This window comes from Pseudomonas sp. GQ91, assembly GCF_059758795.1.
Genome location: NZ_JCAXED010000002.1, coordinates 137,904 through 160,933, shown reverse-complemented (window position 1 = coordinate 160,933; position 23,030 = coordinate 137,904). Strand labels below are relative to the sequence as shown.

The following is a 23,030-nucleotide window of genomic DNA, read 5'->3' as shown; positions in this document are numbered from 1 at the left end:
TCGGCTCACAGGTAGACTTCCTCTCCCGTGTAAATGTCTGCAGGCTGGAGTCGGAAATGCGCAAAGATAAGAAACAGGTGATTGGTGATGAGATCGGTGACGAGCAGATCAAGCTGTTCCTGGATTTCGAGCCTGTCGACGCCACTTCGCCGTCCCTGCACAAACTGATCAAGGCCTATCGCGGCTTGCGTATCGACGATTTCGAGCGGTTCCTGGGTTTTTTCAAGGAAGCCGGCCTGGACCTGGATGGCAAGGATGAACATGGCCAGACCTTCGTCGAGGTGATCAAGGATCAGCGCAACGCCGCCGAGTACATCGAACTGATCGACAACGCCCGCGGCTGATTTCCCGAGCCCAAAAAAACGCCCCGTTCTCGTAAGAGACCGGGGCGTTTGGCTTTTCACTGTAGGCGCGAGCTTGCTCGCGAAGCACCTGAGAGCAACGCGTTAAATCAGGTGCGCTGCATCATCGTTAACGTTTTTCGCAAGCGAGCTCGCTCCTACAGGGGCAACCAGCTCCAGGCTGATGTTGTTTTGCGTGTTGATCTTGCGGTACAGCTCGGCGTCCGTCTCCAGGACGTTCTCCCGGGCCGGGAAGATCTCGTGCAACTTGGCCGCCCATTCACCGTTGGTCTTGGCCGGGAAGCAGCGCTCGATCAAGTCGAGCATGATCGACACGGTGACCGACGCGCCCGGCGAGGCGCCGAGCAGCGCAGCCAGCGAACCATCCTGCGCCGCCACCAGTTCGGTGCCGAATTGCAGCACGCCGCCTTTTTTCGGGTCTTTCTTGATGATCTGTACCCGTTGGCCGGCCACTTCCAGGCGCCAGTCCTCGGCTTTCGCCTCAGGGTAGAAACGGCGCAGGGCTTCCAGGCGCTGTTCCATGGACTGCCGCACTTCGCTGACCAGGTACTTGGTCAGGTCCATGTTGTCCCGCGCCACGGCCAGCATCGGGCCGATGTTGCCGGCACGGATCGACAGCGGCAGGTCGAGGAACGAGCCGTGTTTGAGGAATTTGGTGGTGAAACCGGCGTAAGGCCCGAACAGCAGGGACTTCTTGCCTTCGACCACGCGGGTATCCAGGTGCGGCACCGACATCGGTGGCGAACCCACTGCAGCCTGGCTGTAGACCTTGGCCTGGTGCCGCTTGACCACTTCCGGGTTGTCGCAGCGCAGCCATTGGCCGCTGACCGGGAAGCCGCCGAAACCTTTGCTTTCTTCGATGCCCGAGGCCTGGAGCAGCGGCAGGGCCGCGCCGCCGGCACCGAGGAAGACGAATTTGGCGTCCACATCACGGCTGTTGCCGCTGTTGACGTCCTTGATGCTTACGGTCCAGCCCGCGCCATTACGCTTGAGGCCGGTGACACGCTTGCAGTACTTGACCTGGGCATCCGCCGAGCTGGTCAGGTGACTGAGCAACTGATTGGTCAGGGCGCCAAAGTTGACGTCGGTGCCGTTCATCACGCGGGTGGCGGCGATTTTTTCGTCGGCGGGGCGCCCCGGCATCATCAGTGGCATCCACTCGGCCATTTGCGCACGGTCTTCGGTGTAGTGCATGTCCGAGAACGCATGGTGCTGGCTAAGGGTTTCAAAGCGCTTCCTGAGGAACGAAACACCCTTTTCGCCCTGTACGAAACTCAGGTGCGGCACCGCGCTGATAAAGGATTTGGACGAGCCAAAGGTGCCTTTCTTGGTCAGGTAGGCCCAAAACTGTTTCGACACCTCGAACTGGGTGTTGATGTGCACGGCTTTCTTGATGTCGATGGAGCCATCATCCGCCTGCGGCGTGTAATTCAACTCACACAACCCGGCGTGGCCGGTACCGGCGTTGTTCCACGGGTTGGAACTCTCCGCGGCACCCGAATCCATCAGCTCAACGACTTCCAGCTTGAGGCCGGGGTCGAGCTCTTTGAGCAGTACGGCCAGGGTGGCACTCATGATGCCCGCACCTACCAGTACTACGTCGACTGCTTCGTTATGCGCCATTTAACGCGTCTCCAAAATCTGCAGCACCCAATTGACGGCATGGCTGCCAGGAGTGACGGGGCGATTCACGTAATGCCCCAGGTTACCCATGGCCAGGATCGCCATGTCCGATTCTTCGCAATTTTTTGCAACTTCAGCGGACGCTGCCGACCGGGCCTGATCTGCGTATGAACGCATTTAAGGGCGCCTGTGGCAATTCGACTTATGGTCAAGTGCGTCCGATTGTGCAACCAAATCCGTAGCGGACAGGCTTCAAACCCAGGTATCTGGGGAGTACTCGGTCCTGTGTGGTGGTGCAGTGCCAGACGCTGATGGTGCTTGTACAAACGCAAAACTATTCATTTGCTCGCCACACTCTTGTGAAGTTGTGAAAACCCGTTTTTTCACGCTCTTTTGAAGACGTGAACCTCAAAAAAGGGCTGCCCCGGCCTGGCACCTGGCCCGACATCACAGCCGACAGACGGCTTGACGGGCAAAAACTCAAGTGGCCGAGCGAATGGCAGCTCTGGCAGATTCGGTAAAGGCGGCGGTTTTGCAGAAAAACAGCCAGCGCGCCAGCTTCACTCGATCTGTGTGGGCGGCTCTCTGTGGGCGGTGCGGGGGAGCTAATACCGGGGCATTAGCGATGCTGCGAGGCCCGATCAGGAGACGTCCTTATAATCGGGGGGAGATTGTAGCGAAGAACGCTGGGTAAATGGTCGGGTTTTATGACTTTTATTAGCCTTTCGGTCAGGCGGCCAACGCCTGGTGCTTGATTGACCGTGGCGCGCGGGGGCTTACGCGAGCCCGGGCAGGCAGCGGATGGTGCATCCAGCTCAGGCGGATCTCTTCGACTTCGACCCAACCTTCGCCCACCGGTGGCAGGTTGCATTGCTTGAATGCCTGGCAGCGGCCTTGTGGGTCGAGCAAGGCAAAGTGCCGGAGGGCAGGTTTTGCGGCGAACAGGTTCCAGAGAAAATTCATGATGGTTGGCCTCCTGATAATTGAGGCAAGGTTGCCTTCCAAGGATGACACCACGGTGTAATAGCTGTGACATATCGGTGACACTGAACCGCTGCCGGCGTGCCGGGGTCCGAGGTTGTAACTGTGGCTAGTTCCCGGCCCTGGCGCACCGCTATACTGCTGGGCTGTCGGTACCTGAATTCTGGAGATAAGCGCATGTTGCAACGCCTGCTGTTCGGTTTGATCACTGTGTCCTGCTTGACCCTGGTTGGCTGTGCCAACAGCCCGCAACAGCTCAGCCCGCAACCGAAGGTCACCGCGCAGTTGGCCCCGGTGGGACAAGGTCAACCGGTGTCGGTGCGGGTGGTCGATGGTCGTCCGTCGCCGACCCTGGGTTCGCGCGGCGGCTTGTACCCCGAGACCGCTCTGATTTCGGTGACCGGCGAGGATCTGCTGCCGAAGCTGCAGGCCCAGGCTGAAGCCGCCGTGCGTCTGCTGGGCTTTACCCCGGGCAACTCGCCGGGCGCTCCGCAACTGACGATCACGCTGGCCGAGTTGAAATACCAGTCGCCCAAGGATGGGCTGTATGTGACTGAAGCCTCGATTGGCGCGACATTCCGTTCCGACGTGAACGCCGGTACCCGTCGCTACAGTGGCCGCTACGCTGCCTCCCTCAATCAGCGTTTCGGCATGTCACCGAACCAGGAAACCAACACCAAGCTGGTCAGTGATGTGCTGAGTGATGCGCTGACGCGCCTGTTCAAGGATCCAAGCATCGGCCGCTTGCTCAGCTCGCAATAATCCGGCTTACGGGGGACGTGGGATCTCCCCACGCTATCCCCGTAAACCTTGCGTAGCGTTACATCTGACACACCGCCGACGCAGCCTCGCCGGGCTCGTCAGCGGCTACGCCATGCACCATTTGCGTTTGTTCGGCGGGTTTCAAGCCGCTTCGATATAGAAATCCAGCATGCTCACCCCGGTCAGCAGGTCCAGCTCCGGCAGGTCGGCATGTTGATGTCCGCCGAGGGCGCAATACACCAGCCAGTGGCGGTCCTGAACATTAAATGCGAGGCCGCCGATCAGCGCTTCTTGTTCATCGCTTGGGGTGATCAGGTACAGCCGATCCTGGTTTTGCGCATGCAGCATGACAAGCTCCTGGGCGTTCGAAGGGCAACAGAGTGGCTTGTTAAGGTGACGTTCCGGTGACGAGGTAAATTACTCGCTGCATGTGCGGTCAATGGGCCAGGGCGCGACGAGCGCCGGCCCACCTCGCGGCATTGAGCGCCGGGTGGGCGATCGACCAGGCATTGCTGACTTGCTGGTTCAACCCCTGGATTACAGGGGGATTCCAGCCTTGACCCGATACTGATTCCTCACCGGCGTCGCATATTGCAGCACCAGATACGGTCGATGCTCGGCCGGGCACGCATTCAAGCGCCGCTCCCATTCCGCTTTCGCCTTGGCCAACTCATCCGCCGGGAACACCTCGGCGGCCGTTGGCACCTGCAATTGCGGGTCGGCGTCGTTCCACTGGGCATACGCTAGGTAATGCACGGGAAACAGCCGGTAACCGCCGAGAATCTGCCGATCCATCTCGAGCGCGAGCTGCTTGGTATCGTCGAAACGCTCGGTGATCGGCGGGGCAAAGTTGACGTGGACCCGGCCTTTGTAGCCGGTAATCCCCAGCGCGATGCTCACGTCATCTTCACCGGGTGCCTTGCTGTAGGTGCCGGTGGTGGCGCGGATATACAGCTCACGTGCCTTGGCCGAATCGCATGGGTCGTACTCGTAGCTGATGGATACCGGGGTCAGGTTCAATGACTGGATAACGTCAGCGAACGGCTCATCCTTGCGACTCATGTGGAACATCTTGAGGATCGCCGACTCGGTGCGATCATCCCCGTCCTTGGCGCGACCTTCGGCCTGGGCGATCCAGATCGACTGGCCGTCGTTGCGAATCGAATGGTTGATGTAGGCCGACAACAGCTGATACGCCGCCATCTTCTCGCGCCGACCGGTAATGGAGCGGTGTACGATAAAACTCTTGTTGAGGCGCATCAGGTCGCTGACAAACGGTTTTTGCAGCAGGTTGTCGCCGATGGCAATGCGTGGCGTCGGCAAGCCCGCGTGGTACACCGCGTAGTTGACGAAGGCCGGGTCCATTACGATGTCGCGATGGTTGGCCAAAAACAGGTAGGCCATGCCCGATTTGAGTTGTTCGACGCCGGTGTAGGTGACGCCGTCGGTCGCGCGGTCAATCGTGTGGTCGACGTAGAACTCGACTTTGTCTTGCAAGGTGGCGACGGTGGTCACGCCGGCGAACTCTCGGCGCAGCTTCTGCGCGATCAGCGGCTTGAGCAGCCAGCCGAAGGTGCCGGCAAAACGCGGGAAGCGAAAGTGGGTCAGGATGTCCAGAAAGGCCTTGTCACTGAACAGACGGGCCAGCACTGCCGGGACTTCGCTGTCGTTGTAAGGTCGGATGGTATCGAATTCGCCCATCATGCTCTCTTGTTAGAAACGGCTAGGGTAAGTAAAGGTTTGGATCGATAAGTGACAGGGCGCGGTCTGAACAAATGGCATCAAACGAAAATAGCCCTGCAAATAGACCGGCGATTATACGCACAAGTCACTTGGGAGACCGCGATGCTGGAAACCGAGCCGTACACATGTCCTTATTGCGGTGAGCTGGCGGAGGCGGTATTGGACCTGTCCGCTGGCGATCAGGACTATATAGAAGACTGTCCTGTGTGTTGCCGGCCGATTAATTTCGAGCTGCAGGTGCACGGTGACGAATGGATGCTTAACGTGCGCAGTGAGAACGAATAGGGTGCGTCCATGCAGCGAATCTACGAACCGGAAAACCTGATGGAAGGCGAATTGCTGCAACAGATGCTCGCCAGTGAGGGCATCGAGGCGCATTTGGTCGGGCGGCATTTGCTCGGCGGCACCGGCGAGCTGCCGATCTTTGGCCTGTTGGGGTTAGAGGTGGAAAACCACCAGGCCAGCTGTGCCCGTGAGCTGGTTACCGCCTACATCGGCGCACAACCCATGCCAGGCGACGACCCTGACAACGTCCCCGACGTATTGGTCTGTTAGGCTGTCGGCCGGTTTATCCAAGAGTTATGTTGCCCCATGTGTGGACGTTATGCCCTGTTTCGCTGGAATCCTGCCTTTGCCGCCCTGCCGGGCTTTCCGACGGATCAACAGGCCCAATGGAACATTTCTCCGAATGATTCGGTGTTGATCCAGCGTCAGGACGAGGGCCAGCGCACCCTGGCGCGGGCGCGTTGGGGGCTGACGCCGCCATGGCTCACCGACTTGTCCCGCACGCCGGCCCACGCCCGCGCCGAAACCCTGGCCGAGCAACCGATGTTTCGCGAGGCCTTTCGCCTGCGCCGCTGCCTGCTGCCGGCCAACGGGTTTTATGAGTGGCGCGGCACCCAGCGTAAAAGGCCTTACTGGTTGACGCCAGGGGAAGGTTCGACGCTGTTCTTCGCGGCGATCTGGGAGGCTTATCCGGTACAGGAACAGGTGTGGTTGAGCACGGCGGTGGTGACCCAGGCGGCGCAGAACCAACGTCGACCGTTGATTCTGGACGCGGCGGGGCAGCAAGCCTGGCTTGACCCCGAGACGCCACTGCAGACGTTGCAGGCACTGTTGGCCAGTGAACCCGCCGTGTTGCGTGAGCGGGTGCTGGCCAACCTGGTGAATGACCCAAGACTCAACGGGCCGGAGTGCCTGACGCCGGGTTGAGAGGCGATTTCAGACCTTGAACTGATTGATCAAGCGACGCTGCTGTTCCGCCAGCTTGGTCAAATCCGCGCTGGCGGTGCTCGACTCATCCGCGCCGCTGGCCATTTCGTTGGCCACTTGCCCGATATTGGTCACGTTGCGATTGATGTCTTCGGCCACCGCGCTCTGTTCTTCGGCCGCACTGGCAATCTGGGTGTTCATGTCGTTGATCACCGAGACCGCCTGAGTAATGGTCTCCAGTGCTTCGGCAGCCTTGGCGGCGTGTTGCACGCTTTCGTCGGTGCGATTCTGACTGTCTTCCATGACCCGCACCACTTCTCGCGTGCCTTGCTGCAACTGTTGGATCATGGTCTGGATTTCTTCGGTGGCCTTCTGGGTTTTCTGTGCCAGATTGCGCACCTCATCGGCCACCACCGCAAATCCTCGGCCCTGTTCCCCCGCCCGTGCGGCCTCGATCGCGGCGTTGAGGGCCAGCAGGTTGGTTTGTTCGGCGATGCCGCGAATGGCAATCAGGATCGCGTTGATGTTCTCGCTGTCTTTGGCCAGTGATTGGACCACGCCCACCGCTTTGCCGATTTCGAGAGCCAACGCGCCAATGAAAGTGGAGGTATTGCGCACAATCTGCATGCCTTGGCTCGCCGCCTGGTCGGCGTGGTTCGCGGCCTGGGCCGCCTGGGTGGCATTGCGGGCCACGTCCTGGGCAGTGGCGGTCATTTCATGCACCGCGGTGGCGACCTGGTCAATCTCCACCATTTGTCTGTGCACGCCCTGGTTGGTACGGATCGCGATATCAGCGGTGTGCTCCGAAGAGTCGCTGACTTTCTGCACCGAACTTACCACCTGGCTGATCATCCCCTGCAACTTGATCAGGAACGTATTGAAACCTGTGGCGATCGCGCCCAGTTCATCGGCACGGTCACTGCTCAGGCGACGCGTCAGGTCGCCTTCGCCCTGGGCGATATCGTTGAGCATTGCCACCATTTGCTTGAGCGGGCGGGCAATGCCGTGGCCCACCAGCCAGATCACCAGCAGACCAATGCCGGCAATCAACAGGCCAACCATGGTCATGCCGAAAATATCGGTCTTGCGCTGGGCGTCCAGGTCGTTTTGCAGTTGATGCAAGTCGGCCATCACTGCGCTCCAGGGCAGTTGCAGCATCAGGGTCCAGCGGGCATCGGTCTGACCGATGTTAAAAGTCAGAAACAGTTCGATGTGGTCGTGCTCTTGATCAACGTCGTAGCGCACTTCGCCGGGCTTCAGTTGGCTGAGGTTTTCGACTTCATTCTTGTCCAGCAGGTCGCTGGCTTTTTCCCCCAGTTTGCTGGGGTCCTTGGTGTAGGCAACCAGGCGGCCGTTGTTGGAAATCAGCGCCATTTCGCCCGCGCCGTTGTACAGCTTCTGGTCGGCGCTGGTGAGCATTTCCTGAATGAAATTGACCGACAGGTCGGCGCCGACGATGCCCTGGAAGGTGCCGTCAATCATGATCGGCTCGATGAACGAGGCCAGCATCACCGTGGTATTACCCACGCGGTAGGGCGCAGGGTCGATGACACAGGGTTTTTGGGTTTCCTTGGAGCAGAGGTAGTACTCGCTGGCGCGGATGCCGGTGGAGAGAATTTTCTGGTCGGTCAGGTCGGCGAGTTTTTCCAGGCCCAGGCTGCCGTCCTGATTGCGGAACCACCAAGGTATAAAGCGGCCGTTGCTCGGATCCATGCCGACGACCGGGCTGTTCACGTAGTTGGCATCGTTATGGTCGATGGCGTTGGGCTCCCAGGCGATGTAGGAACCGAGGATTTTCGTGTTGCGCACCACGGTTTCGTGCAGCAGGTTGATCAACTGTTCACGGCTGATCTGCAAGGGCGCCGCGCCATTGGCGTCTTTCATGCCCATCAGGGCGTTGGTCGTCGCCAGACCCTTGGCGGTTAGCAACGGGGCTTCCAGTTCGCGCTGGATCAGCGAGGCCTGGGTTTGCGCCAAGGCCGTGAGGCGTTGTTCGATGATGTGTTCGAATTGCCCTTGGGTGCGCTCTTGCACCATCTCCTGGGTCCGGGCGCCGGCGAACAATGCGTACAGCACCAAGGCGCCGACTACGCTTAAGACAATGGCCCCGGCCAATGCCGCGACAGAAAACTGAATCGACTTGAATTTCATGGTAGCTCCGGGCACAGAGGACATTGTCTACCTTCTTGTATCGGCCGCTGGCTGGGAGGACATGAGGGCTTGGGTCTAAAAAATGCCGGGCGGTGTCGCAAACAGACAGACTCGCGGCGCAGGGCTATCCGAAATTCTGCGGTTAAACGTCCGTGTATCTGGCGCCGATACAACGGAGCGCCTACGATACGCACCATGTTTTCAGGGAGAGCGTTCATGAAGAAGTGTTTGGCGGTAAGTGCATTGAGCGCAGCGTTGCTGCTCGCCGGTTGTCAATCGGTCAACACCACCAGCGGTGGCGCTGTCGGGGTGGAACGTAAGCAGTACATGTTCAGCATGTTGTCGAGTCAGGAAGTCGACCAGATGTATGCGCAGTCCTACCAGCAGACCCTGGGTGAGGCCAGCGGCAAAGGCCTGGTGGACAAGAGCAGTGCCAATGCCAAGCGCGTCCAGGCTATCGCCAAGCGCCTGATCGCCCAGGCGCCCACCTTCCGGCCGGATGCCGCGCAATGGAAGTGGGAAGTGAACCTGATCAAAAGCGACGAGATGAATGCCAACTGTGGGCCCGGCGGCAAGATTTTTGTCTACAGCGGTTTGATCACCAATCTCAAGTTGACCGACGACGAGCTGGCAGCGGTCATGGGCCATGAAATTGCGCATGCCTTGCGCGAGCACGGCCGTGAAGCCATGTCCAAGGCCTATGGCATCGAGATGGCCAAGCAAGGCGCCGGTGCGCTGTTCGGCCTGGGCCAGGACAGTCTGGCGTTGGCTGATACCGTGGCCAACTACGGCATGACCCTGCCTAACAGCCGCAGCAATGAAAACGAAGCGGACCTGATCGGCCTTGAGCTGGCGGCCCGCGCCGGCTATGACCCGAACGCCGCCATCACGCTGTGGAACAAGATGGCGAAGGCGTCGGAAGGCGCGCCACCGGAGTTCATGAGCACGCACCCGGCGTCCGACAGCCGGATCGCCTCATTGCGGGCGGCGATTCCGAAGGTGATGCCGCTTTACAAGCCGCGTTGAGTTGTAAGCGGCAAGCTGCAAGTCGTAGGCAAGGCAGGAGCGCTATGGCTTGTCGCTGGTACAAGCGGTTCTTTCAAGGTTTTTGAACTGCGAGATGAAGGCTGTGGGTGACGTTTTGAATGTTCGGTGGTGGTAGTGCGGTAGGTGGCGGCCTTGAGATCCGCCCCTCACCCTAACCCTCTCCCCAGAGGGGCGAGGGTTAGGGCGAGGGGCGGTCCTCAAGCCAAACACAAAACCACCACCCCGCCAGCCCTCAACAGCCTCGAAACATCTGTCTGTCAAAGCGTAACTGCCTTGTACACCGCAACCAGCGCCAGGATGAAAAACGCCGAGGCCGCCAGGCGTCGAATCAGGGTCAACGGCAGTTTTTCCGCCGCGAAATTTCCCGCCAGGACCACCGGCACGTTGGCAATCAACATGCCCACGGTGGTACCGATAATCACCAGCCACAGCTCCGGATATTGCGCCGCAAGCATTACCGTGGCGATTTGCGTCTTGTCGCCGATTTCTGCGATGAAGAACGCAATCAGCGTGGTCAGGAAAGGCCCGAATTTGCGCGCGGTACTGGTTTCGTCATCGTCGAGCTTGTCCGGCACCAACGTCCACAGCGCCGTGGCGCAGAAGCTTGCGGCGAGGATCCAGTGCAATACCGCATCCGAAAAAAAACTGCTGAACCAGGCGCCCACGGCACCGGCGGCGGCGTGGTTGGCGAGGGTCGCGGCGACAATCCCGGCGATGATCGGCCAGGGTTTGCGAAAGCGTGCGGCAAGCACCAGTGCGAGCAGTTGCGTCTTGTCGCCGATTTCGGCCAAGGCAACGATTGCAGTCGGAACGAGGAATGAGTCCAGCATCAGATAGGTTTCCAGGGGCGGGTCGACACGGCTATGACACGTACAGCCTTCCCGCCCCGGGTAAGGTGTGCGTGTCATAGGTCTTGTCAGACCCCGGTCCGTCTGTGCGGACTCCTGGGTCGCATACGCCATGGTCTGCTGACCAAGTATGTTGACGTATGCCGGACGAGCGGGTGGCTCGTGGGAGACTACTCCCCTAGGACGGAGCGGATTCTGCCTTGCCGAAATCCATTCGGCAAGCCTTCTTTTTCAAACCCCCGTCAACCGCGCTTGGCTCGGTAGATGCGAAAACCCTGACCCTCGGCCTTGACCGCACAGATGCCCAGATGCTCTTCGATCAACGCCTGGTACTTCAGGAAACTATTCGCAACAAGCCGAAGTTCGCCGCCGTTTTTCAGATGTTGGCGTGCTTTTCGCAACAGGTTTTCCGTGGCGAAATAATCCGTGTGAACCCCGACATGGAACGGCGGGTTACTCAAGATCGAGTCCAGGCCCATGGGCGCGGCATCGATACCGTCGCCCGTCAGCACCTCGGCTTCCAGCCCGTTGGCGGCCAGGGTCAGGCGACTGCTGGCGGTGGCGAAGGCATCCACATCGAGCAATGTGACGGTGTTATGCGGATAGCGGCGCTTGACTGCGGCGCCTAGCACGCCAGCCCCACAGCCGAAGTCCAGCACGTGGCCGCTGGGCAGTCTGTCCAGATGCTCGAGCAACAACGCAGTGCCGCGATCCAGGCGGCCATGGCTGAACACGCCGGGCAGGCTGACCACCTTGAGCGGCCCATCCGCCAGCGGCACCTCGAACACGTGGGCCAGGCTTTGCAGGTCGGGCGCCGCCGGAGCATTGCCCACGGTGACTTGCCACAGCTGGCAATGCCGTGCGTTATCGAGCTTGCGCGGTTTGCCGAAGGCGTTCAATTGCTTGGCGGCGCTTTCGATACCCGCGCGTTTTTCCCCCACCAGAAACACCTCGGCCCCCGGCAGACGCGCGGCTACAGCCTTGAGGATGTAATCGGCCAGGTCCTTGGATTTGGGCAGGAACACCACCGCCGAGTCGAACCCCCGTCCTGGCACATTCACGCCAAAATGGCTGCGCTCGGCGAAGCGTGCGTCCAGCACCGCCTGATCGCCGGCATGCCAGCACCAGCCGTGGGCGTTGGGCAGGCGACCGAGCAGGTCGTCGGCAGGCAAGCCAGCCAATAGCAGGTTGCCTTGAAAAAGTTCGGCCTGACGAAGCAGTACTTCACTGCGCGGATCCATGGGCTGCTCCCTGAAAAAGGAGCGCAGTTTATCAACTGACGACGCGCTGCGGTGTACCGCTGAAAAAACCCTGGGCGTTTTCTGTCAGTTGCCCGACGATGCGCTGCCGGGCTTCACGGCTGCCCCAGGCACTGTGGGGCGTGACGATCAACCTCGGAATGTCCGCCGCCAGCAGTGGGTTGCCGGCGGTGGGGGGCTCGACGCTCAGCACATCGGTCGCCGCGCCGCCCAGCTGACCCTTGCGCAATGCGTCTGCCAAGGCGTGTTCGTCGATCAAGCCACCGCGTGCGGTGTTGACCACGAAAGCGCCCGGCTTGAGCAATGCCAACTCGCGTGCGCCGATGAAGTGCCGGGTGTGTTCATTGAGCGGGCAGTGCAGCGTCAGGGCATCGATCTGCGGCAGCAACTCATCCAGTGGCATGCGATCGGGGCGCGCCGGGCGCCCGGGAATTGCCCCCAGTAATACGCGCATGCCAAAGGCTTCCGCCAGGCGTGCCACGGCCCCACCCAGTTCGCCATGGCCCAGCAAGCCGAGGGTTTTGCCTTCCAGTTCGATAATCGGGTAGTCCAGCAGGCAGAACTGACGGGATTGCTGCCAAAGGCCGGCGTCGACGTCTTTCTGGTAGTCCTTCAGGCGCGTGGCCAGGTTCAGCAGCAGCATGATCGTGTGCTGAGCCACCGATGGCGTGCCGTAACCCTGGCAGTTACTGACGGTAATCCCTTGGGCGCGGGCCGCCGCCAGATCGACGTTGTTGGTGCCGGTAGCGGCAATCAGGATCAGCTTCAGGTCGGGGCAGGCCGCGAGGGTCCGGGCATCCAGCAGGATCTTGTTACTGATTGCCACTTGGGCGCCTTGCAGGCGTTCGACTACTTGATCCGGTGGGGTTTGTTCATACAACTGCAAGTCACTGAAGGACGCCCGAAGCTGGCTCAGGTCCAGGTCTCCGAGGTCCAGGGAAGGGTGATCGAGGAAGACGGCGCGGCGATTGTTCGTCATCAACTGTACCTTTTGCGACGGAGTATGAAGGCGTAATCTGCCGAGCCTATCAGATGAAATAATCAGTTACTTCCTGGAGTGTGCATGTACCTCACCGAGTTCTTGACCGTGGTTCTGATTCACCTGCTGGCGGTGGCCAGTCCTGGGCCGGATTTCGCTGTGGTCGTGCGCGAGAGCGTGACCCACGGGCGCCGCGCGGGCACCTGGACAGCGTTAGGGGTCGGATCGGCGATTTTCCTGCACGTAGGCTACTCGTTACTCGGCATCGGCTTGATCGTGTCCCAGTCCATCGTGCTGTTTAACGCCTTGAAGTGGGCGGCTGCGGCCTACTTGCTGTACATCGGCTTCAAGGCCTTGCGCGCGCGGCCAGCCCTGCCTGCTGGCGAAGAAGACCTGCCCCGGGACGTCGGTGAGCGCAGCGCGCGTGGTGCGTTTACCGCAGGCTTTGTCACCAATGGCTTGAACCCCAAGGCCACGCTGTTTTTCCTGTCGCTGTTTACGGTGGTCATCAATCCGCACACGCCGCTGGCGATCCAGGCCGGTTATGGGGTGTATCTGGCCACGGCCACCGCGGTCTGGTTTTGCCTGGTGGCCATGCTGTTCAGCCAGCAACGGGTTCGCGCCGGGTTTGCGCGCATGGGCCATTGGTTCGACCGGACCATGGGCGCGGTGCTGATCGCCATTGGGGTGAAACTGGTGTTCACCGAGCGCTAGGCGTGGTCTGAATCAGCGAATGCTGGCTCAAGGCTAGCATTCGTCGGGGGCTGCAAATCATTCCTTCGGCTGATTTGGCCTGCGCACAAGCTCTCTAAAGTGCAAATCCTTTAGCCAAGACCGTGCAGTCATAAAAGGGATTCGTATGTTGCAGACTCGTGTTATCCCGCCCGCCGAAGGCGCCTACCAATACCCGCTGTTGATCAAGCGCCTGTTGATGTCTGGCGCCCGCTACGAGAAAACCCGGGAAATCGTCTACCGCGACAAGCTGCGCTACACCTATCCGACTCTCATCGAGCGTGTTGCCCGCCTGGCCAACGTGCTGACCGAGGCCGGGGTCAAGGCCGGTGACACGGTGGCCGTGATGGACTGGGACAGTCATCGCTACCTGGAATGCATGTTCGCCATTCCGATGATTGGCGCGGTGATCCACACCATCAACGTCCGCCTGTCGCCGGAACAGATTCTCTACACGATGAACCACGCCGAAGACCGTTTTGTGCTGGTCAACGCTGAATTCGTCGGGCTCTATCAGGCGATTGCCGGTCAGTTGACCAGCGTCAACAACACTCTGTTGTTGACCGATGGCGAGGAAAAAACCGCCGACCTGCCCAACCTGGTGGGTGAGTACGAACAATTACTGGCCGCCGCCAGTCCTCAGTACCGCTTCGAGGATTTCGACGAGCATTCGGTGGCCACCACGTTCTACACCACGGGTACCACCGGTAACCCTAAAGGTGTGTATTTCACTCATCGTCAATTGGTGCTGCACACCATCGGCGTAGCGACCATCATGGGCAGTGTCGACAGCGTGCGGTTGCTGGGCACCAACGACGTCTACATGCCCATCACGCCGATGTTTCACGTACATGCCTGGGGGCTGCCGTACGTGGCCACCATGCTCGGGCTCAAACAGGTCTATCCCGGGCGTTACGATCCGGAATACCTGGTGGAGCTGTGGCGCAAGGAGAAGGTCACATTCTCCCATTGCGTGCCGACCATCCTGCAAATGGTGCTTAACGCAAAGGCTGCGCAACACGTGGATTTTGGCGGCTGGAAAATCGTTATTGGTGGCAGCGCGCTCAACCGCTCGCTCTACGAAGCCGCCAAGGCGCGTGGCATTCAACTGACCGCTGCCTACGGCATGTCCGAAACCGGACCGCTGGTGTCTTGCGCGCATCTCAACGAAGAGCTGATGGCGGGCTCCGAAGATGAGCGCACCACCTACCGTATCAAGGCGGGCGTGCCGGGGCCTTTGGTGGAGGCGGCGATTATTGATACCGAGGGTAATTTCCTTCCGGCCGACGGCGAGTCTCAGGGCGAACTGGTACTGCGTGCGCCATGGCTGACCGAAGGCTATTTCAACGAACCGCAAAAGGGCGCCGAACTCTGGGACGGTGGCTGGATGCACACCGGCGACGTCGCCACCCTCGATGCGTTTGGCGTGATCGACATTCGCGACCGCATCAAGGACGTGATCAAGACCGGTGGCGAATGGATTTCCTCCCTGGCCCTTGAGGACTTGATCAGCCGTCACCCGGCGGTACGCGAAGTAGCGGTGGTGGGAATGGCCGATCCGCAGTGGGGCGAACGTCCATTTGCGCTGCTGGTGGTGCGTGAAGGCCAGGCAATTGGTGCGCGCGAGCTCAAGGATCACCTCAAGCCATTTGTCGAACTGGGCCACTTGAGCAAGTGGGCCATTCCGAGTCAGATTGCCATTGTTACGGAAATTCCCAAGACCAGCGTCGGCAAGCTCGACAAGAAACGTATCCGCGTTGACATCATTGAATGGCAGGCCAATAACAGCACATTCCTCTCCACTCTCTGAGGCTGCCTGTCGTGTCCTTCGGGGCACGGCAGCGCTCTATCACAGGCCTTCGACTTGTCATTTGCGGATTTTCAGCCATCCTCTTTCGCGTCAGCCCTTGCTGACGTGGCGAAAGGACTGTGGCAGACGGGTTGGTGATACAAATCACACTTTAGAGGGATCAAGCGGTACCCCCTGCTGGCTATAGTCCCTCCGAGAGTTTTTCAAGAGTGCGGCGTTGCGGGCCATCGTGGTTCGACGCTCGTCCGGCATTGGGGCCGTTGTGTCCCGGCCGTTACAAGCATGTTTGAAAAGGCTCGCTGCCATAACAATAAAATGCACATGGAGTAGCGTCGATGACCTCAGTAAACCAGTTCTGGCGCCGGGCGAGATTGCCTCTGGCGGTCAGTCTTGCCTCGACCCTCGCCGGGCCCGCATTCGGCGTCAGTTTCAACATCGGTGAAATCGAAGGCAGCTTCGATTCGTCCCTGTCGGTGGGCGCCAGTTGGGGGACATCCAAACCCAACAAGGACCTGATCGGCGTCAACAACGGCGGCAGCGGTTTATCCCAGACCTCCGATGACGGTCACTTGAACTTCAAGCGTGGGGAAACGTTTTCGAAGATCTTCAAGGGCATCCATGACCTGGAGCTGAAATACGGCGATACCGGTGTGTTTGTGCGTGGCAAATATTGGTATGACTTTGAACTCAAGGACGAAAGCCGTCCGTTCAAGGACATCAGCGACAGCAACCGCAAAGAGGGCGCCAAGTCCTCCGGCGGGCAAATTCTCGATGCCTTCATTTACCACAACTACTCCATTGCCGATGCGCCGGGTTCGGTGCGATTTGGTAAACAAGTGGTGAGCTGGGGTGAAAGTACCTTTATCGGTGGCGGTATCAACTCCGTGAACCCGATCGACGTGTCCGCATTCCGTCGTCCGGGGGCCGAGATCAAGGAAGGCCTGATTCCGGTCAACATGTTCTATGTGTCGCAATCGCTGACCGATAACCTGTCGGCGGAAGCGTTTTATCAGTTGGAGTGGGACCAGACCGTTACCGATAACTGCGGGACGTTCTTCTCCCAGCCGGATGTGGTATCCGATGGTTGCGACGACAACCTGCGCCTGCTTGCCAAGCGCTCGACCATCGCTGCCTCGGCCCCGGGTCGCGGCGCGCTCGCGGCATTCGAGCAGATGGGAATGGACGTTAACGAAGAGGGCACGCTGGTTCGTCGTGGCGGCGACAAGGACGCACGCGACAGCGGCCAGTTCGGCGTTGCGATGCGCTACAACTTCGAACCGCTGGATACGGAATTCGGCGCTTACTTCATGAACTACCACAGCCGCGCGCCGATTTTCAGCGCGACGGCGGCACCGGCTTCGGCGTACGCCATCGCCCCGGCTTTCGGTTCGCTGGCGCCGGTGTTCATTGCCGGTAACTCCAAGTACTTCATCGAATACCCCGAAGATATTCGCCTGTACGGCCTGAGCTTCTCTACCACCTTGCCTACCGGTACGGCATGGAGCGGCGAGGTGAGCTATCGCCCGAACGCGCCGGTGCAACTCAACACCACTGACATCCTCTATGCAGGCGTCCGCGACCTGGGCGGCGCGTACGAGAATGCTTCCGTGCTGCGGGGCGCCAAGGGGCAAGACCTGAACGGCTACCGTCGCAAGGAAATCACCCAGTTCCAGACTACGTTGACGCACTTTTTTGACCAGGTCATGGGCGCCAGTCGCCTGACACTGGTAGGCGAATTGGGCGTTACTCATGTGGGCGGCCTCGAGAGCAAATCTGACGCCCGTTACGGTCGTGATCCGGTCTTCGGTCCCGGTGCATTGCCAGACACGTTCGGTCGCAACACCTGCGCGCAGATCCTCAACACCGGCACTATCGGCGGTGCAGGTCCCGGTGCTGACGCCAGCAATATCACCAAAAACTGCAACAACGACGGCTTCACCACCTCCACTTCCTGGGGCTACCGTGGCCGTGCCATCTGGGAATATCCGGACGTCTTCGCCGGGGTCAACCTCAAGCCTAGCGTGGCCTGGTCCCATGACGTCAAAGGCTACTCGCCAGGTCCTGGCGCCAACTTTGAAGAAGGTCGCAAGGCGGTCAGCCTGGGTGTCGATGCGGAATACCAGAACACTTACACCGTCAGCCTGAACTACACCAACTTCTTTGGTGGCGACTTCAGCACGACGGATGATCGCGATTTCGTCGCCTTGAGCGCCGGCGTGAACTTCTGAGCACACTCTTTCAAGCAGTACGTATTTTCAGGAAGACCAGAACATGAAAATAACCAAAAGTCTGTTGCACGTGGGTGTGCTAGGACTGTCGATCATGGCCAGCAGCGTCATGGCGGCAGTCTCGGCGGATGAAGCCGCCAAGCTGGGCACTACATTGACGCCAATGGGCGCGGAAATGGCCGGTAACGCTGCCGGCACCATTCCGGCCTGGAAACCGATGCCGACCAACGCTGGCGCCGTGGATGACAAGGGCTTCCTGGCCAACCCGTATGCCAGCGAGCAACCGCAGTTCACCATCACCGCGCAGAATGTCGAGCAGTACAAAGACCAGCTGGCGCCAGGGCAGTACGCGATGTTCAAGCGCTACCCTGACACCTTCAAGATGCCGGTGTATCCGACCCATCGCGGGGCCACCGTGCCGGCGGATGTATTCGCTTCGATCAAGAAAAACGCCACCGCGACCAAGCTGGTAGGTGGCGGTAACGGGCTGGAAAACTTCGAGACAGCCGTCCCGTTCCCCATCCCGAAAAGCGGCGTGGAGGTCATCTGGAACCACATCACACGCTACCGCGGTGGCAGTGTGAAGCGTCTGGTCACCCAGGCCACGCCTCAGGCCAATGGCTCGTACAGCCTGGTGTACTTCCAGGATCAGTTCGTCTTTCGCGACAAAATGAAGGACTACGATCCGGCAAACCCGGGCAACATCCTGTTTTACTTCAAGCAGGAAGTGACTGCGCCGGCGCGTCTGGCTGGTGGTGTGCTGCTGGTACACGAAACCCTGGACCAGGTTAAGGAGCCGCGTGCAGCCTGGGTCTACAACGCCGGTCAGCGTCGTGTGCGCCGGGCGCCGCAAGTGTCCTATGACGGTCCAGGCACCGCTGCCGATGGTCTGCGTACGTCCGACAACCTCGACATGTACAACGGCGCACCGGATCGCTACGACTGGAAACTGGAAGGCAAGAAGGAAATCTACATCGCCTCCAACAGCTACAAACTCGACGATCCGAAGCTCAAGTACGCCGACATCATCAAGGCGGGCCACATCAACCAGGACCTGGCGCGTTATGAGTTGCGCCGCGTCTGGCACGTGGTTGCGACGCTGAAGGAAGGTCAGCGGCACATTTATGCCAAGCGTGACTTCTACATTGATGAAGACACTTGGCAGGCTGCCGTGATCGATCACTACGATGGTCGTGGTCAACTGTGGCGTGTCGCTGAAGCCCATGGCGAAAATTACTATGATAAGCAAGTGCCGTGGTACGCCCTGGAAACCCTCTACGATTTGCAGTCCGGCCGCTACCTGGCACTGGGCATGAAGAACGAAGAGAAAAAAGCCTATGACTTCGGTTTCACTGCTACCACCAGCGAGTTTACGCCGGCGGCCTTGCGTCAGCAGGGTGTCCGCTAACCCGTTGTAAACGAGGCCGCACCCTCGGAAAAACGCCCCGCTCGGGGCGTTTTTTTTTGCGGTCTGGCGGGCACGCTGCCGCCCACAGGGCACGGAGATGTTTTGTTGTAGTCTTTTTCCGACAAAAGCCGCAAAAATCTACAAAGCACGCGTTTTTAGCGATAGTCTGCGGACATCTGCAATGCCGACCACAGCCTTCCACAAGAGCCCGGCGATGACTGATCTGTCCCGAATTCAAGGGCCTGCCAGTGCGGTAACTCCCACTCTGGAAGGGCGCTTCTATCGTCCCCCACTGCCCGATGGCTACGTGTTGCGACCTCGCCTGTGCGAGCGCCTGAGCGCCGGCCTGGAGGGGCGACTGTTGCTGATCAGCGCGCCGGCCGGGTTCGGCAAAAGTTCGTTGGCGGTAGAGTTTTGCCAGAGTTTGCCCGTTCATTGGCAAAGTCTGTGGCTGGGGCTCAGTCCTCGGGACAGCGACCCTGGACGCTTCCTGGAGCGCCTGCTCGATGGCCTTCAGCAGTATTTTCCACGGTTGGGCGCTCAAGCGTTGGGGCTGTTGAAAATGCGTCAGCGCCATCAACCGTTTGCCTTTGAGGAATGGCTGGATGGTTTGCTCGACGAGTTAACTGTCCACCTGTCCCCAGGCGCACCGTTGTTGCTGGTATTGGATGATTACCATCTGGCCCAGGGGCCGGTCCTGGACCGCTGCCTGCAATTTTTCCTCAATCATTTGCCCGACGGCGTGCTGGTGCTGGTCACCAGTCGTCAGCGCCCCGACTGGCACCTGGCGCGCTTGCGTCTGTCCCGGCATCTGCTGGAACTGCATGAGCAGGACCTGCGCCTGACCCACGAAGAGTCCCTGGCGCTGCTGGATCGCCACAGCAGCTCATTGCGTGGCGAAGCGCTGGACAATCTGATTCGTCGCAGCGAAGGCTGGGTCGCTGGCTTGCGATTCTGGTTGCTGGCGGTCTCCGAAGCCGGCAGTGAGGGCGACTTGCCGCAAGGCTTGCACGGCGGGGAAGGGTTGATCCGCGATTATCTGCTGGAGGAGGTGATCGACTGTCTGCCACCGGAGGTGCAGGGTTTTCTCTACGACACTGCTGTGCAGGAGCGCTTTTGCAGCGAACTGTGTGACGCTATCCGCGACGCCCATGACAGCGCGGAAATCTTGCGTTACCTGCAATCCCATCAGGTTTTCCTGGTGCCGCTGGATGAGCAGGGCCACTGGTTCCGTTATCACCACCTGTTTTCCGATCTGCTGCGTACCCGGCGCTCGCCAAACGCCATGTTGCCACCCGCCAGCCTGCATCTGCGTGCCTGTCGCTGGTTCAATGCACAGGGTTTGCTGGATGAAGCGGTGGAGCAGGCCCTGCGCGCCGGTCATCTGGATGTGGCGGCCAACCTGGTGCAAAACCTCTCCGAAGAGCAACTGTTGGCCGAACAGAACGTCGGCATGCTGCTGCGCTGGAAGATGGACTTGCCTGACAGTTTGTTGATCAGCACACCGCGTTTGATCGTGCTCTACAGCTGGGCCCTTGGGCTGGCATGTCAGTTGGATGCGGCGGAAGAGTTATCCAGTCATCTCAGCCGTTTTTTGCCGGCGCCATCGGCCACTGCCCAGAAATCCATGTTGGCCCAGTGGTTGGCCCTCAGCGGGATCATTGCCCGTGGACGCGGCAACCGCGAGTTGACTCAGTTGTATTGCAGCGAGGCACTGGAAAGCCTGCCGCAGAAACGTTATGGCCAGCGATTGATGTGCTTGTCGACGCTGTCCAACCTGGCCATCGTCGACGCCGACCTGTGGCGCGCACGCGGGCTGAATCGCGAGTCGCTGGAACTGGCGCAGCGGGTCGGCAACCCGCTGTTCGAGGCGTTGGCCCATTATGACCGAGCACGCGTACTGCAAGCCCGGGGTGAAACGCTGCGCGCGCTGGATGAAGTGCGTGAAGGCCTGCAACGCTTGCAAGGCCTGGCGCCCCAGCGTCTTTACGCGGTGCGAGCGCGCCTGGCCTTGTACGAAGGGTATTTGCTGGTGATGCGCAGCCAGCCCGAGGCCGGCATGCTGCGTCTGCGTGCCGGCATCGCCGAAGCGCGTGCCTGCCGGGACATCAGCGTGCTGATTGGGCATTGCGTGATCGCCAATCTCGAAGGCCGACGTGGTGATTTTCCCAAGGCGTTTTCCGAACTGGCCGAGGCGGAACGGCTGATGCACATCTGGGACGTGCCGCCGATTTACTACTTGGCCATGATCACCCTGGTCAAATGTGAGTTGTGGCTGGCTCAGGGCCGCACCGACCTGGCCGAAGCCTGGCTGACCAGGCTGGGGCAAACCTATAACGGCGACCAGGCCGCCGCCGCTCCGGAGTTTCATCCGCAACTGCCGCAACATGTCGAACTGCAACAAGCGGCGTTGGAGGCCATGCGCGGCCAATCCGAAGCTGCACGGCATCGCCTTGAAACCCTGGCCCGGCAGTCCACAGACAATGGCCGGCAGATGGTTGCGGTGATGGCACTCACTCAGCAGGTACCGTTGTTGCTGGATGGCGGCCAGGCCGCATTGGCCCGCGCGGTTTTTGCCCAGGCCCTGCAAGCAGCCTGCGGCGGTGCGTTGCAACCCTTCCAGCGCATTTTGGAAGGTTATCCCGACTGGACGCGGGAGCAATTGAGCCTGGCGCCCAATGACCTGCTGAGACAAAGCCTGTGTGTACTGTTACCGACCGTCGCTCCACGCGTGTCGAGTGAAGTCACGCACACCTGCGAGTCGTTGAGCGGGCGAGAGTTGGCGGTGTTGCAATTGATCGCGCAGGGTTTCTCAAACCAGGAAATCAGCAACCAGCTGTTTATCTCCCTGCATACGGTCAAGACTCACGCCAGTCATATCAACAGCAAGCTGGGTGTGGAGCGCCGTACCCAGGCGGTGGCGCGGGCGCAGGAGATGGGGTTGCTGGGCTAGGAAAGTTTACAGGGACCTGAAGCTCCAGACGATTTCCACCACCCGTCCTGCGATCAGCGCATAAATCAGAAACAGCAGTATCTGCAGCAACAGGTGATAACGCAGTCTGGCAAGTTTGCGGATGCCATCGCTGATGTTCAGCAGCATCAGCAGGGTCGACACGATGATCAGGCCCCATCCCGCCAGATTCGACGCCAGGACGCCGAGGAAAAGCTCATAGTTTCCACTCAGTGCGTCGGTACCCGCGGCAAAAAGCAGAGCGCACACCAACAGGTTCTTTACGTTGTCGAAGACCTTGGTGCACAGGTCGTTGTCCAGCAGTTGGACATAGCGTTTCCAGAATTTGTGCATGGCTCACCCCGTCGGCTCACTGCTCACTGCGAGGCAGGACAGCCACCCGCTGCATGGTCGGCGGCCTGGTTAATCACCGCGGCCAACCGTTTGATGTTGTTCTGATGGGCAATCACCAGTTCGTCGATGCCCGAGCCAGCGGGCGATTGCAGTACTGTGCGGCAGGTCTGCAGCGGGCGTGCGTCTGCGCCGCTTCGGCGCAGGCGCCATTTGACGTCAAGCAGCGCGTACTGGCCGGGAATCGAGTCAAAGCGCTGTACGTCCAGGCGCACGGAGACGTGAGGCCCGGGGTTGCTGCTGGTCAGTTGCTCGGCCAGGGCGCTGCGCAGTTCATCCACAAGGCTGGCGGCCCACCACTGGGTTTCGAGAATCGCCACGCCACTGTCCCCTTGGCGGATCACTACTTGCGGCCGGTCGACCTGGGGCGGAACGCTGATGCTCTCGATCTGGATCTCCGCGCCCTGCGCGGGCGTAACGTCGTGGGCGGGAGTCAGGGTATGGAATTGGATCGGCTCGCTGCGACAGGCCCCGAGCAGCAATAGCCCGGTAGTGACCAGCGCGATTCTTAACGAGAAAACCAT

General features: G+C 60.0%; 22 protein-coding genes, 1 pseudogene and 1 riboswitch. Of the genes and pseudogenes, 11 read left to right on the top strand and 12 right to left on the bottom strand.

Going from position 1 to position 23,030, the window contains the following annotated elements; genetic code table 11:
* The first annotated feature begins 56 nt into the window (after positions 1 to 56).
* Positions 57 to 344 (top strand): PA4642 family protein, encoded by a 288-nt coding sequence (locus AC6CIA_RS02870; protein WP_498310539.1) that lies wholly within the window; start codon positions 57 to 59, stop codon positions 342 to 344.
* Positions 345 to 446: 102 nt separating this feature from the next.
* Here the strand turns inward: AC6CIA_RS02870 and mqo are convergent, their stop codons facing one another.
* From mqo to AC6CIA_RS02855, 3 genes are all read right to left on the bottom strand, one after another.
* Positions 447 to 1,985 carry a malate dehydrogenase (quinone) gene (gene mqo, locus AC6CIA_RS02865; protein ID WP_498310538.1) on the bottom strand — a complete coding sequence of 513 codons (1,539 nt, stop codon included), beginning with the start codon at positions 1,983 to 1,985 and terminating at the stop codon, positions 447 to 449.
* Positions 1,986 to 2,162, bottom strand: coding sequence for a hypothetical protein (locus tag AC6CIA_RS02860; protein ID WP_339529024.1), 177 nt, complete (start codon positions 2,160 to 2,162; stop codon positions 1,986 to 1,988).
* 552 nt (positions 2,163 to 2,714) lie between these two features.
* Complete coding sequence (locus AC6CIA_RS02855) at positions 2,715 to 2,948, bottom strand: hypothetical protein (RefSeq protein ID WP_498310537.1); 234 nt, start codon at positions 2,946 to 2,948, stop codon at positions 2,715 to 2,717.
* A 195-nt stretch (positions 2,949 to 3,143) separates the two neighbouring features.
* Between AC6CIA_RS02855 and AC6CIA_RS02850 the strand changes: the two genes are divergently transcribed.
* Positions 3,144 to 3,728 (top strand): YajG family lipoprotein, encoded by a 585-nt coding sequence (locus AC6CIA_RS02850; protein ID WP_339528891.1) that lies wholly within the window; start codon positions 3,144 to 3,146, stop codon positions 3,726 to 3,728.
* A 141-nt stretch (positions 3,729 to 3,869) separates the two neighbouring features.
* On the opposite strand, the gene AC6CIA_RS02845 is transcribed toward AC6CIA_RS02850, so the two are convergent.
* Both AC6CIA_RS02845 and AC6CIA_RS02840 read right to left on the bottom strand, forming a co-directional pair.
* Positions 3,870 to 4,076, bottom strand: coding sequence for a hypothetical protein (locus AC6CIA_RS02845; protein ID WP_339528890.1), 207 nt, complete (start codon positions 4,074 to 4,076; stop codon positions 3,870 to 3,872).
* Positions 4,077 to 4,265: 189 nt separating this feature from the next.
* Positions 4,266 to 5,429, bottom strand: coding sequence for a 1-acyl-sn-glycerol-3-phosphate acyltransferase (locus AC6CIA_RS02840; protein WP_498310536.1), 1,164 nt, complete (start codon positions 5,427 to 5,429; stop codon positions 4,266 to 4,268).
* A gap of 144 nt (positions 5,430 to 5,573) precedes the next feature.
* Between AC6CIA_RS02840 and AC6CIA_RS02835 the strand changes: the two genes are divergently transcribed.
* Genes AC6CIA_RS02835 through AC6CIA_RS02825 form a run of 3 tightly spaced genes read left to right on the top strand, consistent with a single transcriptional unit; the run spans position 5,574 to position 6,683 of the window.
* Positions 5,574 to 5,756, top strand: coding sequence for a CPXCG motif-containing cysteine-rich protein (locus AC6CIA_RS02835; RefSeq protein WP_084376274.1), 183 nt, complete (start codon positions 5,574 to 5,576; stop codon positions 5,754 to 5,756).
* A 9-nt stretch (positions 5,757 to 5,765) separates the two neighbouring features.
* Positions 5,766 to 6,026 carry a putative signal transducing protein gene (locus tag AC6CIA_RS02830; protein ID WP_498310535.1) on the top strand — a complete coding sequence of 87 codons (261 nt, stop codon included), beginning with the start codon at positions 5,766 to 5,768 and terminating at the stop codon, positions 6,024 to 6,026.
* Between the two features lie 36 nt (positions 6,027 to 6,062).
* Positions 6,063 to 6,683: an SOS response-associated peptidase gene (locus tag AC6CIA_RS02825; protein ID WP_498310534.1), complete on the top strand. Its 621-nt coding sequence runs from the start codon at positions 6,063 to 6,065 to the stop codon at positions 6,681 to 6,683.
* Between the two features lie 9 nt (positions 6,684 to 6,692).
* Here the strand turns inward: AC6CIA_RS02825 and AC6CIA_RS02820 are convergent, their stop codons facing one another.
* Both AC6CIA_RS02820 and AC6CIA_RS02815 read right to left on the bottom strand, forming a co-directional pair.
* Positions 6,693 to 7,436 carry a methyl-accepting chemotaxis protein gene (locus tag AC6CIA_RS02820; protein ID WP_498310838.1) on the bottom strand — a complete coding sequence of 248 codons (744 nt, stop codon included), beginning with the start codon at positions 7,434 to 7,436 and terminating at the stop codon, positions 6,693 to 6,695.
* Positions 7,437 to 7,550: 114 nt separating this feature from the next.
* Positions 7,551 to 7,745, bottom strand: a pseudogene (locus tag AC6CIA_RS02815) (HAMP domain-containing protein); the annotation flags it as partial.
* A 1,305-nt stretch (positions 7,746 to 9,050) separates the two neighbouring features.
* Between AC6CIA_RS02815 and AC6CIA_RS02810 the strand changes: the two are divergent.
* Positions 9,051 to 9,860: a M48 family metallopeptidase gene (locus AC6CIA_RS02810; RefSeq protein WP_498310533.1), complete on the top strand. Its 810-nt coding sequence runs from the start codon at positions 9,051 to 9,053 to the stop codon at positions 9,858 to 9,860.
* A 278-nt stretch (positions 9,861 to 10,138) separates the two neighbouring features.
* Here the strand turns inward: AC6CIA_RS02810 and AC6CIA_RS02805 are convergent, their stop codons facing one another.
* From AC6CIA_RS02805 to AC6CIA_RS02795, 3 genes are all read right to left on the bottom strand, one after another.
* Positions 10,139 to 10,711 carry a TMEM165/GDT1 family protein gene (locus AC6CIA_RS02805; RefSeq protein WP_422630750.1) on the bottom strand — a complete coding sequence of 191 codons (573 nt, stop codon included), beginning with the start codon at positions 10,709 to 10,711 and terminating at the stop codon, positions 10,139 to 10,141.
* A gap of 88 nt (positions 10,712 to 10,799) precedes the next feature.
* Positions 10,800 to 10,921, bottom strand: a riboswitch (yybP-ykoY riboswitch).
* Positions 10,922 to 10,971: 50 nt separating this feature from the next.
* Complete coding sequence (locus tag AC6CIA_RS02800; protein ID WP_498310532.1) at positions 10,972 to 11,970, bottom strand: methyltransferase; 999 nt, start codon at positions 11,968 to 11,970, stop codon at positions 10,972 to 10,974.
* Between the two features lie 31 nt (positions 11,971 to 12,001).
* Positions 12,002 to 12,967, bottom strand: a complete 966-nt coding sequence (locus tag AC6CIA_RS02795; RefSeq protein WP_498310531.1) for a 2-hydroxyacid dehydrogenase — start codon at positions 12,965 to 12,967, stop codon at positions 12,002 to 12,004.
* A gap of 84 nt (positions 12,968 to 13,051) precedes the next feature.
* On the opposite strand from AC6CIA_RS02795, the gene AC6CIA_RS02790 reads away from it, so the two are divergent.
* The 5 genes from AC6CIA_RS02790 (at position 13,052) to AC6CIA_RS02770 (ending at position 22,098) form a co-directional block, all read left to right on the top strand.
* Positions 13,052 to 13,681, top strand: coding sequence for a LysE family translocator (locus AC6CIA_RS02790; protein ID WP_498310530.1), 630 nt, complete (start codon positions 13,052 to 13,054; stop codon positions 13,679 to 13,681).
* 145 nt (positions 13,682 to 13,826) lie between these two features.
* Positions 13,827 to 15,509: a fatty acid--CoA ligase gene (locus AC6CIA_RS02785; protein ID WP_498310529.1), complete on the top strand. Its 1,683-nt coding sequence runs from the start codon at positions 13,827 to 13,829 to the stop codon at positions 15,507 to 15,509.
* Between the two features lie 335 nt (positions 15,510 to 15,844).
* Positions 15,845 to 17,737, top strand: a complete 1,893-nt coding sequence (locus tag AC6CIA_RS02780; RefSeq protein WP_498310528.1) for a DUF1302 domain-containing protein — start codon at positions 15,845 to 15,847, stop codon at positions 17,735 to 17,737.
* A gap of 43 nt (positions 17,738 to 17,780) precedes the next feature.
* Entirely contained in the window at positions 17,781 to 19,145 is a 1,365-nt protein-coding gene (locus tag AC6CIA_RS02775; protein ID WP_498310527.1) for a DUF1329 domain-containing protein, read from the top strand.
* A 214-nt stretch (positions 19,146 to 19,359) separates the two neighbouring features.
* Entirely contained in the window at positions 19,360 to 22,098 is a 2,739-nt protein-coding gene (locus AC6CIA_RS02770; protein ID WP_498310526.1) for a winged helix-turn-helix domain-containing protein, read from the top strand.
* Between the two features lie 6 nt (positions 22,099 to 22,104).
* On the opposite strand, the gene AC6CIA_RS02765 is transcribed toward AC6CIA_RS02770, so the two are convergent.
* A complete protein-coding gene (locus AC6CIA_RS02765) occupies positions 22,105 to 22,449 on the bottom strand; it encodes a hypothetical protein (RefSeq protein ID WP_339528877.1) in 345 nt (114 codons plus the stop codon).
* 23 nt (positions 22,450 to 22,472) lie between these two features.
* The gene (locus AC6CIA_RS02760) at positions 22,473 to 23,030 is read right to left on the bottom strand and encodes a PqiC family protein (RefSeq protein ID WP_498310525.1); all 558 of its coding nucleotides are present in this window, start codon (positions 23,028 to 23,030) and stop codon (positions 22,473 to 22,475) included.

Bases quoted from the DNA above. Each gene is read 5' to 3' on its own strand.
- AC6CIA_RS02870 (WP_498310539.1), top strand. From the start codon at position 57: ATGCGCAAAGATAAGAAACAGGTGATTGGTGATGAGATCGGTGACGAG.
- mqo (WP_498310538.1), bottom strand. From the start codon at position 1,985: ATGGCGCATAACGAAGCAGTCGACGTAGTACTGGTAGGTGCGGGCATC.
- AC6CIA_RS02860 (WP_339529024.1), bottom strand. From the start codon at position 2,162: ATGCGTTCATACGCAGATCAGGCCCGGTCGGCAGCGTCCGCTGAAGTT.
- AC6CIA_RS02855 (WP_498310537.1), bottom strand. From the start codon at position 2,948: ATGAATTTTCTCTGGAACCTGTTCGCCGCAAAACCTGCCCTCCGGCAC.
- AC6CIA_RS02850 (WP_339528891.1), top strand. From the start codon at position 3,144: ATGTTGCAACGCCTGCTGTTCGGTTTGATCACTGTGTCCTGCTTGACC.
- AC6CIA_RS02845 (WP_339528890.1), bottom strand. From the start codon at position 4,076: ATGCTGCATGCGCAAAACCAGGATCGGCTGTACCTGATCACCCCAAGC.
- AC6CIA_RS02840 (WP_498310536.1), bottom strand. From the start codon at position 5,429: ATGGGCGAATTCGATACCATCCGACCTTACAACGACAGCGAAGTCCCG.
- AC6CIA_RS02835 (WP_084376274.1), top strand. From the start codon at position 5,574: ATGCTGGAAACCGAGCCGTACACATGTCCTTATTGCGGTGAGCTGGCG.
- AC6CIA_RS02830 (WP_498310535.1), top strand. From the start codon at position 5,766: ATGCAGCGAATCTACGAACCGGAAAACCTGATGGAAGGCGAATTGCTG.
- AC6CIA_RS02825 (WP_498310534.1), top strand. From the start codon at position 6,063: ATGTGTGGACGTTATGCCCTGTTTCGCTGGAATCCTGCCTTTGCCGCC.
- AC6CIA_RS02820 (WP_498310838.1), bottom strand. From the start codon at position 7,436: ATGGTGGAGATTGACCAGGTCGCCACCGCGGTGCATGAAATGACCGCC.
- AC6CIA_RS02810 (WP_498310533.1), top strand. From the start codon at position 9,051: ATGAAGAAGTGTTTGGCGGTAAGTGCATTGAGCGCAGCGTTGCTGCTC.
- AC6CIA_RS02805 (WP_422630750.1), bottom strand. From the start codon at position 10,711: ATGCTGGACTCATTCCTCGTTCCGACTGCAATCGTTGCCTTGGCCGAA.
- AC6CIA_RS02800 (WP_498310532.1), bottom strand. From the start codon at position 11,970: ATGGATCCGCGCAGTGAAGTACTGCTTCGTCAGGCCGAACTTTTTCAA.
- AC6CIA_RS02795 (WP_498310531.1), bottom strand. From the start codon at position 12,967: ATGACGAACAATCGCCGCGCCGTCTTCCTCGATCACCCTTCCCTGGAC.
- AC6CIA_RS02790 (WP_498310530.1), top strand. From the start codon at position 13,052: ATGTACCTCACCGAGTTCTTGACCGTGGTTCTGATTCACCTGCTGGCG.
- AC6CIA_RS02785 (WP_498310529.1), top strand. From the start codon at position 13,827: ATGTTGCAGACTCGTGTTATCCCGCCCGCCGAAGGCGCCTACCAATAC.
- AC6CIA_RS02780 (WP_498310528.1), top strand. From the start codon at position 15,845: ATGACCTCAGTAAACCAGTTCTGGCGCCGGGCGAGATTGCCTCTGGCG.
- AC6CIA_RS02775 (WP_498310527.1), top strand. From the start codon at position 17,781: ATGAAAATAACCAAAAGTCTGTTGCACGTGGGTGTGCTAGGACTGTCG.
- AC6CIA_RS02770 (WP_498310526.1), top strand. From the start codon at position 19,360: ATGACTGATCTGTCCCGAATTCAAGGGCCTGCCAGTGCGGTAACTCCC.
- AC6CIA_RS02765 (WP_339528877.1), bottom strand. From the start codon at position 22,449: ATGCACAAATTCTGGAAACGCTATGTCCAACTGCTGGACAACGACCTG.
- AC6CIA_RS02760 (WP_498310525.1), bottom strand. From the start codon at position 23,030: ATGGTTTTCTCGTTAAGAATCGCGCTGGTCACTACCGGGCTATTGCTG.